This window comes from Chondrinema litorale (assembly GCF_026250525.1).
Taxonomy (GTDB): Bacteria; Bacteroidota; Bacteroidia; order Cytophagales; family Flammeovirgaceae; genus Chondrinema; species Chondrinema litorale.
This window is the reverse complement of the sequence record NZ_CP111043.1, coordinates 2,905,001-2,916,882: the sequence shown is the minus strand read 5'-3', so window position 1 is coordinate 2,916,882 and position 11,882 is coordinate 2,905,001. Positions and strand designations below refer to the sequence as shown.

Below are 11,882 nucleotides of genomic sequence, written 5' to 3'. Positions count from 1 at the left end.
AACAAGTTTAAAGATTACTTACAAAGAAGTTCTTAGGTATGGTTTTGCATTTAATACTAAATCTATAATTTTATTTTAGAATTGGTAAATACCACAAGTATTCAGTAGGGTAATTTTGTTGAAAGCTTTAATAGAAAAGTATAAGAATTATGTATAAGCGATGGATTGTTAAAGAGATACCTGATGAAGAAATAGTAGAAAAACTCTGCTCTGAAATAAATGTAAGCAAACCTTTGGGAGCTATTTTAGCCCAAAGAGGTATTGATAGTTTTGAAAAAGCCAAAGCTTTTTTCAGGCCTAAACTGGAAGATTTGCACGATCCGTTCTTAATGAAAGATATGCAAATTGCAGTTGAAAGATTGCAAAAAGCAATTGAAAATGAAGAAAGAATTCTTATTTATGGCGACTACGATGTAGATGGAACTTCTGCAGTTTCGTTGATGTACTCCTTCCTTAAAAAGTTTTACAACCATATAGATTACTATGTGCCAGACAGATACCAAGAAGGTTATGGCGTTTCAAAAAGAGGGATTGATTATGCTGCAAGTGAAGGTTGCTCACTTATAATTGCCCTTGATTGTGGTATTAGAGCAATTGACAAAGTTGAATATGCAAATTCTTTAGGATTAGATTTTATTATTTGCGACCACCATAAACCCGGAGAAACTGTACCTGAGGCCACTGCTATTCTTAACCCCAAACAAGTAGATTGCTCTTATCCTTATAAAGAACTTACTGGTTGTGCTATTGGCTTTAAACTAATTCAAGCTTATACAATTTATCAAGAATTGAATTTAGAAGAAGCTTTTAATTACATGGATTATGCTGCTGTAAGTATTGCTTGCGACATTGTTCCTGTAACTGGTGAAAATCGTATTATCGCTAAGTTTGGTCTTGATCAAATTAATAATACTCCACGCCCAGCTTATCATGCGCTAAAACAATTGGCTGGTTTACCACAAAATCTCACTGTTAGCAATGTTGTTTTTGGCTTCGGACCAAGAATTAATGCCGCAGGAAGAATTTCTCATGCCAATCAAGCAGTTAAGTTACTTATTACACAAACATTAGAAGAAGCATTAGAAAGTGCTAAGGATGTTCATCAGAAAAATGATACTAGAAAAATTTATGATGAACAAATTACCAATGAAGCGCTCGCCATGATGGACTGTGGAGGTACGAGTTATGGTAAGACTACTGTATTATTTAAAGACGATTGGCACAAAGGTATTATCGGTATTGTCGCTTCAAGGTGTATAGAAAAGTGTTACCGACCTACAATCATTATCACATCTTCTAATGGTAAAGCGACTGGTTCTGCCAGATCTGTAAAAGATTTTGATATTCACGAAGCAATTGCTGCCTGTTCTAAGCATTTAATTCAGTTTGGTGGTCATAAATATGCAGCGGGAATTACATTGGAAATCGATCAAGTACCTGCATTTGCTCATCAATTTGAAAAAGTAGTAAGTGAAACTATTTTGCCTGATCAATTAATTCCAAAGATTGAAATAGATGCTCAACTTGATCTTAGCCAGATTACTTGGAATTTTTACAAGATTATAGAACAGATGTCTCCATTTGGCCCTGAAAACCTAAGGCCTGTTTTTGTTTCGGAAGTAGTTTGTGATAAAGGTAAAATAAGACTGTTAAAAGAAAAGCATTTAAAGCTTACAGTAAGGCAAAAGGAAACTAGTTTTTGTTTGGATGCAATTGCATTTAATTTTGGAGAGTTTTATAGAGAACTAATGTCCAGAGATGGAGCACCTTTCTACATTTGTTATACTATTGAGAAGAATGAATACAAAGGAAAGGTAACATTACAGTTAATGATTAAAGACATTAAAACTCGATTGGAACACCCATTAGAAGCGTCGCCATCAAACTAATATAGTTAAGCGATCTTCATTTAACACCAGCATTTTTTCTATGAAATTACATACACAGATTTTTTTATTTATCAACATTATCCTTGTTACTTTTTCTTGCAAAGCACCAGAAGAAAAACAAATAGCATTTGCACCAGAGCCTGTAACCGAAAGCGAAATTTTAAATGAGGTCGCCAAACTCCTAACAGATCCTGAGATGACTGGTACCTCACTAAGTTTATATGTAGAGAATTTAGACTCAGCAGAAACAGTAGTGGCTTATATGCCAGATATTTCTTTGGCTACCGCTTCTACAATGAAAGCCCTTACCACTGCTACTGCATTACAGGTGCTAGGTTCTGAATTTAAGTTCGAAACCAAAATAACTTATTCCGGAACTGTTGATGAACAAGGCACTTTACATGGCGATTTGTACATAATAGGCGGTGGCGACCCAACTTTTGGTAGTGATAACATGCCTTCTTTAATGGATTTCCTAGCAAATAGAATTTTAGAAAAAGGCATAAAAAAAATTGAAGGTAAATTAATTGGCGATGCTTCCATTTTTGAAAGTAAGCTAATTTCTGATACATGGATATGGGAAGATATTGGTAATTATTACGGTGCCGGCCCTTCAGGTTTATCTATTCATGAAAATCAATACAGTATTTATTTTCAAACAGGAATAAACATAGACGATCCGACAAAGATTGTTGAAATCGCACCTAGTGTTACCAATTTACATATAGAAAACGAAGTATTAACTGGTAAAAAAGGTAGTGGAGACAATGCTTATATTTATGGTGCTCCTTATAGCTATAATCGCATTGTAAGAGGTACACTCCCACCCAACCAAAGAAGGTTTATGATAAAAGGTGCTATGCCAGACCCAGCTTTATTTTGTGTTCAATATTTCAGAAAAACACTAGAAGCTAAGGGTATTTTAATATCTTCTGATATTGAAGTGCTTAGAAAAACCACTGCACCCGCTAAGCCAAATATCGAAGAAATATACACTTATCAATCAGAGAACCTTGCTGAAATTATCAAAAGAACTAATTATAAAAGTGTGAATCTCTATGCAGATGCCATGCTAAAAATGATTGGCTACAAACTGGAAAACAAAGGTACTTTTAAAGATGGTACACAAGCTGTAATTGATTTTTGGGAAGAAAAAGGAATCAATATGAAAGGTGTATATATGGAAGATGGCAGCGGACTTTCCAGATTTAATGCCATCTCATCTAAAACACTTACACAAGTTATTAAATATACTTTTTCTCATGATGAAGGCAACTTCTTTTATAACTCTCTGCCAATTGCAGGTAAAACAGGCACATTAAAAAGTCTCTCTAAAGGAAATATATCTGAAGGAAAGATAAGAGCTAAAAGTGGTTATATAAAAAATGTACGTGCCTATACGGGCATTGCAGAAACCTACTCAGGTAAAAAACTTGTATTTAGCTTATTGATAAACAATCATGCAAAATCATACAGAGATTTATCTGGAGATATAGAAAATATTTTTGATTTGCTTGTAAGACTTTGAGCAAACACTGGGAGTATTTATCACAAAATTAATAGGTATTTTTAAAAAATAATTTCTTAGCTTTGTCGCATAATTTGGAATTTTAAAAGCGGAATTCAAGTTATAACCTAAATTCAATTACACTATTCTTTTCTTAGGAAAAGTAATTGGTTTATAAAGAAGAGGTGAGAGAGCAGGCTCTAAGACCCTCTAGCAACCTTCCAGGTAAGGAAAGGTGCTAATTCCTGGCCTAATTAATTAGGAAATATAAATAACAATTACAATGATGAATTTTTCTAAAAACCCAAACACCCAAAAGCTTAATAGCACTTTCTTAAAGCAGTTTTCAACCAATTGCTCATCACTACAACAAATGGCATTTACAACAGTATTTTGCATGTGTTACATGTGCAATTTTTGTTGTTGTTGCTAAGATTCCCGTCTTTGTATATTTCTTTTTAAGGATATTCGACTCTAATCACAACACTAGCTATTCTATTCCCATTTTTTAATTAATAAACAATATTATAATGTCAGAGAAACTGAAATTCGAAACTTTACAACTACATGCAGGACAAGAGCCAGACCCTACAACTGGAGCGAGAGCAGTACCTATTTACCAGACTACTTCTTATAACTTTAAAAACTCTGATCACGGAGCTAACCTGTTTGCTTTAAAAGAATTTGGAAACATCTATACAAGGATTATGAATCCTACAAATGATGTTTTTGAAAAAAGAATTGCGGCTTTAGAAGGTGGAGTAGCAGCATTGGCAACAGCTTCTGGTCAATCAGCTCAGTTTCTTGCAATTAACAACATTGCTAATGCAGGAGACAATATCGTATCTACCTCATTTTTATATGGTGGTACTTACAACCAGTTTAAAGTAGCTTTTAAAAGAATTGGTGTTGATGTTAGGTTTGCAGATGGTGATAACCCAGCAAGTTTTGAGAAGTTGATTGATGAGAAAACTAAAGCTTTGTATCTGGAAACAATTGGTAACCCAGAATTTAATATTCCAGATTTTGAAGCCATTGCTAAGCTAGCAGATGCTAATAATATTCCTTTGATAGTAGATAATACATTTGGTGCTGGTGGTTATTTATTCCGTCCTATTGAACATGGTGCATCTATTGTAACAGCTTCTGCTACAAAATGGATTGGTGGACATGGCACCTCTATTGGAGGTGTAATTGTAGATTCTGGTAAGTTTAACTGGGGTAACGGAAAATTCCCTCAATTTACTGAGCCATCTGAAGGATATCATGGATTAAATTTCTGGGAAGTATTTGGTGCAGATGGACCATTTGGCAACATTGCCTTTATTATTAGAGCAAGAGTAGAGGGTCTTCGTGATTTTGGTCCAGCATTAAGTCCATTTAATTCTTTCTTATTACTACAAGGTTTAGAAACTCTTTCTTTAAGAGTGCAAAGACATGTAGATAATGCATTAGAACTTGCAAAATGGCTTTCTGATAGCCAATATGTAGAAAAAGTAAATTACCCAGGGCTTGAGAATAGCCCTTATTATGAACTAGCTAAGAAATATCTCAAAAATGGTTTTGGAGGTGTATTATCTTTCATTATCAAAGGAGATAGAGAAAAAGCCAAAACATTTGTAGACAACCTTGAATTAATCAGCCACTTAGCAAACGTAGGAGATGCCAAAACACTTATAATTCATCCAGCGTCTACTACACATCAGCAACTTTCAGATGCAGAACAATTAACTTCTGGTGTTGCGCCCGGCTTATTAAGAATTTCAGCAGGACTTGAGCATATTAGCGATATCAAAGCTGATATTGAACAAGCTTTTGCAAAAGCGTTTAATTAATTAACAACAGAATTACTTCAAATTAGTTTTTGGAGTAATTCTTCTAAATTATATACGATGATGCAGGAACATACTTTCCATTATAACAATGAGTTTCAACTTGAGTCAGGAGAAATGCTCCCTAGTTTCTCACTCAGATATTGTACTTTTGGAAAAATTAATAAAGACAGATCAAATATCGTTTGGGTTTGCCATGCTCTTACCGGGAATTCCAATGTGTCTGCATGGTGGGGAGGACTTTTTGGTGAAAACTGCCTTTTTAATCCTGAAGAACATTATGTAATTTGTGTGAATGTAATAGGTTCTTGTTATGGCTCTACTGGTCCATTATCTATTAATCCAAACACAGGTAAACCATATTTCCATACATTCCCTAAAATTACTATTCGTGATATTGTTGCTACTCTCGAAATATTAAGAGTACATTTAAAAATCGAAAAAATTCACACATTAACTGGTGGCTCTCTTGGAGGACAACAAGCATTAGAATGGGCAGTTACCCATCCAGATTTGTTTGATAATATGATTCTGATGTCATCTAATGCAAAACACTCTCCTTGGGGAATTGCATTTAATGAAACACAAAGAATGGCTATTAGCGCTGATCCTACATGGCACAATGATCATCCAGACGCAGGGAATGAAGGAATGAAAGCTGCCAGAGCTATTGCGATGTTATCGTATAGAAACTATGAAACATATGAAAAAACGCAATTCGAAGAGACTAACGATCTACAAGAAACTTATAGAGCTTCTTCATATCAGCGTTATCAGGGAGAAAAATTAGCAAAAAGATTTAATGCATTTTCATACTGGGTACTTTCTGATGCGATGGATACCCATAATATTGCCAGAGGTAGAGGTAGTATTATGAATGCACTGTCTCAAATAAAAGCATACACACAAGTAATTGGAATTACTACAGATATACTTTTTCCTATACCTGAACAAAGACTAATTGTGAGAGGAATAAGAAATGTTACATATGAAGAAATCAATTCAACATACGGACATGATGGCTTTTTAGTTGAAATGAATCAACTAGATAAAAGCATTAGAACATTTTATAAGCAGAAAGAAAAAAAGCAATTAATACATGGGTAAGAGCGTAAAAATTGGCCTGTTTGGTTTTGGAGTAGTTGGACAAGGCCTTTACAAAGTATTAAGCCAGAGCACTGGAATTAATGCTGAAATAAAAAAAATTGCTGTTAAAAACAGGGAGAAAAAAAGATCTTTGCCAGCTAAGCATTTTACTTTTGATGCAGAGGAAATTTTATTCGATGATGAAATTAATTTAATTGTTGAGTTAATCGATAATGCAGAAGATGCATATAAAATCATTACGACTGCACTTAAAAATGGTAAAAATGTAGTTACTGCTAATAAGAAATTACTTGCAGAAAACTTTGAAGAATTAGTTAACCTTCAATTAGAAACTGGAAAATCAATTTTATACGAGGCATCTGTTTGTGCTGGTATTCCTATCATCAGAACCATTGAAGAATACTATGTAAGTGAGCTTCTTTATTCTGTTGAAGGTATTTTTAACGGCTCATCTAACTACATCCTATCTAAGATGCAGTCAGAATCCCTAGAATATAGTGAAGCTTTAAAACAGGCCCAAGAACTAGGTTTTGCAGAATCAAATCCAAAACTTGACGTAGAAGGTTTTGATGCAAAATTCAAATTAATAATATTAGCTGCACATAGCTTTGGTGTTTACATACATCCAGAGAAGATTTTTAACTACGGTATTGCAGGAATATCTTCTTTTGATATTCAATTTGCCAAAGAAAAAAACTGGAAGATAAAATTGATGTCAAGAGTTTTCAAAAACTCTGATAATACAATTAGTATGTATGTAATCCCAGAATTTGTAAATCAACAATCAAACTTATTCCTTGTTGACCAAGAATTTAATGGTGTAATTGTAGAAGCAGCTTTTTCTGACAGACAGTTTTATAGCGGGAAAGGTGCTGGAGGATATCCAACTGGTTCAGCTGTCTTATCTGATATTGCAGCCAATGCATATGACTATAAATACGAATACCATAAAACTCACAAGGAGTTACAATACAGCTATAGTAATGATATTTATCTTACTACATATGTTAGATTCATTAAAGATTTAACTATCTCTGAATACTTCGAAGCTGTTCATCAGAAATTTGAAAACCCTGATAACAAATATGTAATAGGTAAGATCAGTATTACTGCACTTTCAAAGTTGCTAACAGACCACAAAGAAGATATTCAATTCATTTGTAATATAGGAGAGAATATTATCTAATAATTGATTTTCATATAAAAGTACAATTGTAAGCTATCCTTTTCAGGGTAGCTTTTTTTGTTAGGGCCTCCTTGAAAATTGATTAAGACCAATAAAAAATAAGAGTTGGATAGATAAAGTTCAGCTTTTTTTTGTTTCAAATCTTGGTACCTGCTGTTTTGGACTATTTAAAAAGTACAATACTGTGAGTAATCCTATTGATAAAACTGGAAAATATTGCTTTTGGATAGTATAGACACACTCATCCCATAGGCTTTTCAGCTTTAGGTTTAGGCGGCCTGAAGTAGAGGGGCTTGTTCTGATTTCCTTTTGCTGATCTTAACGGCATTGGCCATCATAACTGCGAAAAAAACGTGTATCATTTCTCGTTTTTCTCCTTTAACCTTGATCTTATTGAGGCCATAAGCTGTTTTATGCACGCCAAAACTTCCCTCCATCACCGTGGCTCTTTGGCTAGAGATGAGACTTCTGAGTTGGCTTTCAGCAGGGTTGTTTACTTTAGGACCTTTCTTTGGAAAGCAGGTAAATATCTTCTTTTCTGTTAAATACTTCCTGTTTTTGTTGGTGGCGTAAATGCGATCTGCTCCTAGTTGATGAAGTGAGCCAAATATCGATCTATGTTTTAAACTACTTAATTTCAGTCTGGTACTTTCATTAAAAGCGCGGAACTCCATGGTATCGATAAAGCAGATACCATCCACCTGAAGCAGGTGTGCCTTCATTCCGAACTCAACCCTTTTAGCTTCTTTACCTCGCACTATCGGCCTAACATAAGCCTTGGGAAGTGATACAATCCTGTTTTTCAATTCTTTAGCTGGATGCTGCTGCAAGAATTGCTGTTGCTCGATTATCTTCTTTATAGTTTTTAGATATGTTCTCTCATGTAAGTGAAGCTGTATTTGTGGATTTTCGTTAAGTAGGCATTGCAGTTGCCCCAATCCTTTGGATAGTAGATATATCAATGACTTTTTACGCTTGCGACCAGCTTTATATGTCTTTTTACGACTACGATCATAAGACATCTGCATGCGCTTTTGATCTATATATTTGGAGCCAGGTCGTTTTACTCCTAATATTTTACAGTATCTGTAAAGCTGCTTTTCAAACACCCATTGGCAGCTCTCCCAGAGCAGCTTAACATCGGTAGGAAAACGAATATAACTCTCATAACAAGTAGCATCCATTAAGAGCACATGCGTATTATGCATGTCTGTTTTCCAGTGTTGGAGTAGTACCTCTTGAAGTTGTTGCCAATCAGTATGGTCCGCCATATACGTCCTGATTCGACTTAAAATGGCCTTATCCTTAATCTTTTGATGATCCTGTAGCAATTTATTGCAAAATAGCTGAAGGCTCCAATCGGTATTAAAGCGTGCTATGAGCTTTTCATCACTCAGGTTTAAATAGGCTTTTAGAAACATTAAGCCAAACATGCCCTGAGGCGAAAACCAGCTAGGAGCACCAGGGCCTTTATTTTTCTTAGGCAGACATGCAGAAAGTTGTTCCCAAGGGATGCTATCATAAACATTACCCAATTTACTACTCTTAAATAAATACCATTTTGGAGTTAAGTAATCTTGTGGTTGGAAAAGCTGTTGATCTCTCATATATTGTAGTGTTAATTGTGATTAGACACTACAATTTAACAAATCAAAAACCCCGAAAAAAGCTTTTATTAGCTAATTGCGGGGTTTTATTTTATACATTAATGCATTTAAAACCTTGATTTTCAATCCCTTTTATTTAAAAGGTAAGGCCTAAGTATACAAATAAAAAACCCTTCAAGATCTTAAAAGATATGAAGGGTTTATATATATAATAAAAGATTGGCGATTACCTACTCTTCCACAGTTTAATGCAGTACCATCGGCGCTACAGGGCTTAACTTCTCTGTTCGGAATGGGAAGAGGTGAACACCTGCGCTATCATCACCATTAAAATCTTTACATACTGTAAACAAGCTAAAATAATACAATTTCGGTCTTGGAAGTTATCGGGTAATTAGTACTGCTCGGCTTTGCCATCTCTGACTTTACACCTGCAGCCTATCAACGTCATCGTCTCTGACGACCCTTATATAGAAGCCTCATCTCGAGGTGGGTTTCGCACTTAGATGCTTTCAGTGCTTATCCCTTCCGAACATAGCTACCCTGCAATGCAGCTGACACCACAACAGGTACACCAGAGGTTCGTCCAACTCGGTCCTCTCGTACTAAAGTCAGATCCTCTCAAGCTTCTAGCGCCCACAACAGATAGGGACCGAACTGTCTCACGACGTTCTGAACCCAGCTCGCGTGCCACTTTAATGGGCGAACAGCCCAACCCTTGGGACCTTCTCCAGCCCCAGGATGTGACGAGCCGACATCGAGGTGCCAAACCTCCCCGTCGATATGAGCTCTTGGGGGAGATCAGCCTGTTATCCCCAGAGTACCTTTTATCCTTTGAGCGATGGCCCTTCCATGCGGTACCACCGGATCACTATATCCTAGTTTCCTACCTGATCGGCTTGTTGGCCTCACAGTCAAGCACCCTTTTGCTATTGCGCTCTACGTACGATTACCAACCGTACTGAGGGTACCTTTGAAAGCCTCCGTTACTCTTTTGGAGGCGACCACCCCAGTCAAACTACCCGCCAAACAATGTCTCCCATAAGGATTAGACACCAGACAAGAAAAGGGCGGTATTTCAACAGTGACTCCACGATGCCTAGCGACACCGCTTCACAGTCTCCCGCCTATCCTACACATTTCTTGCCCGATACCAATGTTAAGCTGCAGTAAAGGTTCATGGGGTCTTTCCGTCCCGTTGCGGGTAATCGGCATCTTCACCGATACTACAATTTCACCGAGCTCACGGCTGAGACAGTGCCCAGATCGTTGCACCATTCGTGCAGGTCGGAACTTACCCGACAAGGAATTTCGCTACCTTAGGACCGTTATAGTTACGGCCGCCGTTTACTGGGGCTTCGGTTCAATGCTTTGGGTTACCCCTAACATCCCCCCTTAACCTTCCAGCACCGGGCAGGTGTCAGGCCTTATACTTCATCTTTCGAGTTCGCAAAGCCATGTGTTTTTGTTAAACAGTCGCCTGGGCCTTTTCACTGCGGCCTCCTCTTGCGAGGGAGGCGTCCTTTCTCCCGAAGTTACAGGACTATTTTGCCTAGTTCCTTAGCCGTGAATCACTCGAGCACCTTAGGATTCTCTCCTTGACTACCTGTGTCGGTTTACGGTACGGGTTGCAGCAGTCGCTTTTCTTGGAGCCATAGTCTAATGATTATCTGCGCCACCGAAGTTTTGCAGTACTTTCAGCCGTAGCCTTTAACGTACTATTTCGTCAGTACGCACATTATCGTACAACTCGTCACTTTTATTCTGTGCAAGTACAGGAATATTAACCTGTTGTCCATCGACTTCCCCTTGCGGGTACGCCTTAGGTCCCGACTAACCCCAGGCTGATTAGCATTGCCTGGGAAACCTTAGTCTATCGGTGGGCGGGGTTCTCACCCGCCTTATCGTTACTTATGCCTACATTTGCTTTTCCATAAGCTCCAGAATATCTCACAATACTCATTCAACGCCGATGGAATGCTCCCCTACCTACCTTGCGGTACCATAGCTTCGGTGGTATACTTATGCCCGATTATTATCGATGCCCTGCCACTCGACCAGTGAGCTGTTACGCACTCTTTAAAGGAATAGCTGCTTCCAAGCTAACCTCCTGGCTGTCTCTGTAGCTGAACCTCCTTTGATCAACTTAGCATACACTTGGGGACCTTAGCTGATGGTCTGGGTTGTTTCCCTTTTGGATAAGGACCTTAGCACCCTTACCCTCACTCCCAATCTAATTTAACGGCATTCGGAGTTCGTCTGGATTCGGTAGGTTGTGACACCCCCTAGTCCAATCGGTAGCTCTACCTCCGGTAAACATCAATTGAGGCTGTTCCTAAAAACATTTCGGGGAGTACGAGCTATTTCCTAGTTTGATTGGCCTTTCACCCCTACCCACACCTCATCCAAACACTTTTCAACGTGTACTGGTTCGGACCTCCAGTTCGTGTTACCGAACTTTCATCCTGGACATGGGTAGATCACTAGGTTTCGCGTCTACCTCCACTGACTTCGCGCCCTATTCAGACTCGCTTTCGCTCCGGCTGCTATCCTTAAAATATTAACCTTGCCAGTGAAGTGTAACTCGTAGGCTCATTATGCAAAAGGCACGCAGTCACGGTATAAACCGCTCCTACCGCTTGTAGGCGTACAGTTTCAGGTACTATTTCACCCTCCTATTTGGAGTACTTTTCACCTTTCCCTCACGGTACTGGTTCACTATCGGTCTTCCAGATGTATTTAGCCTTGCCGGAT

The 11,882-nt window shown here is 37.7% G+C and carries 6 protein-coding genes, 2 rRNA genes and 1 riboswitch (1 of these 9 cut by a window edge); of the genes, 5 read left to right on the top strand and 3 right to left on the bottom strand.

Going from position 1 to position 11,882, the window contains the following annotated elements; genetic code table 11:
* Positions 1-149 precede the first annotated feature (149 nt).
* The 5 genes from recJ (at position 150) to OQ292_RS12050 (ending at position 7,521) form a co-directional block, all read left to right on the top strand.
* Positions 150-1,889, top strand: a complete 1,740-nt coding sequence (gene recJ, locus OQ292_RS12070; protein WP_284682382.1) for a single-stranded-DNA-specific exonuclease RecJ — start codon at positions 150-152, stop codon at positions 1,887-1,889.
* 40 nt (positions 1,890-1,929) lie between these two features.
* Positions 1,930-3,417 (top strand): D-alanyl-D-alanine carboxypeptidase/D-alanyl-D-alanine endopeptidase, encoded by a 1,488-nt coding sequence (dacB, locus tag OQ292_RS12065; RefSeq protein ID WP_284682381.1) that lies wholly within the window; start codon positions 1,930-1,932, stop codon positions 3,415-3,417.
* A gap of 148 nt (positions 3,418-3,565) precedes the next feature.
* Positions 3,566-3,670: riboswitch (SAM riboswitch) on the top strand.
* 256 nt (positions 3,671-3,926) lie between these two features.
* The gene (locus tag OQ292_RS12060) at positions 3,927-5,231 is read left to right on the top strand and encodes an O-acetylhomoserine aminocarboxypropyltransferase/cysteine synthase family protein (RefSeq protein ID WP_284682380.1); all 1,305 of its coding nucleotides are present in this window, start codon (positions 3,927-3,929) and stop codon (positions 5,229-5,231) included.
* A 60-nt stretch (positions 5,232-5,291) separates the two neighbouring features.
* Complete coding sequence (gene metX / locus OQ292_RS12055) at positions 5,292-6,335, top strand: homoserine O-acetyltransferase MetX (RefSeq protein WP_284686004.1); 1,044 nt, start codon at positions 5,292-5,294, stop codon at positions 6,333-6,335.
* Positions 6,328-7,521, top strand: coding sequence for a homoserine dehydrogenase (locus OQ292_RS12050; RefSeq protein ID WP_284682379.1), 1,194 nt, complete (start codon positions 6,328-6,330; stop codon positions 7,519-7,521). The genes metX and OQ292_RS12050 overlap by 8 nt, the downstream gene beginning before the upstream one ends.
* A gap of 269 nt (positions 7,522-7,790) precedes the next feature.
* Here the strand turns inward: OQ292_RS12050 and OQ292_RS12045 are convergent, their stop codons facing one another.
* From OQ292_RS12045 to OQ292_RS12035, 3 genes are all read right to left on the bottom strand, one after another.
* The gene (locus OQ292_RS12045) at positions 7,791-9,128 is read right to left on the bottom strand and encodes a transposase (protein WP_284682082.1); all 1,338 of its coding nucleotides are present in this window, start codon (positions 9,126-9,128) and stop codon (positions 7,791-7,793) included.
* A 217-nt stretch (positions 9,129-9,345) separates the two neighbouring features.
* A 5S ribosomal RNA gene (gene rrf / locus OQ292_RS12040) occupies positions 9,346-9,457 on the bottom strand.
* Between the two features lie 45 nt (positions 9,458-9,502).
* Positions 9,503-11,882, bottom strand: a 23S ribosomal RNA gene (locus tag OQ292_RS12035) (it continues 437 nt past the right edge of the window).

What these genes read in the sequence shown, in the direction of transcription:
- recJ (WP_284682382.1), top strand. Translation starts at nt 150, where the DNA reads ATGTATAAGCGATGGATTGTTAAAGAGATACCTGATGAAGAAATAGTA.
- dacB (WP_284682381.1), top strand. Translation starts at nt 1,930, where the DNA reads ATGAAATTACATACACAGATTTTTTTATTTATCAACATTATCCTTGTT.
- OQ292_RS12060 (WP_284682380.1), top strand. Translation starts at nt 3,927, where the DNA reads ATGTCAGAGAAACTGAAATTCGAAACTTTACAACTACATGCAGGACAA.
- metX (WP_284686004.1), top strand. Translation starts at nt 5,292, where the DNA reads ATGCAGGAACATACTTTCCATTATAACAATGAGTTTCAACTTGAGTCA.
- OQ292_RS12050 (WP_284682379.1), top strand. Translation starts at nt 6,328, where the DNA reads ATGGGTAAGAGCGTAAAAATTGGCCTGTTTGGTTTTGGAGTAGTTGGA.
- OQ292_RS12045 (WP_284682082.1), bottom strand. Translation starts at nt 9,128, where the DNA reads ATGAGAGATCAACAGCTTTTCCAACCACAAGATTACTTAACTCCAAAA.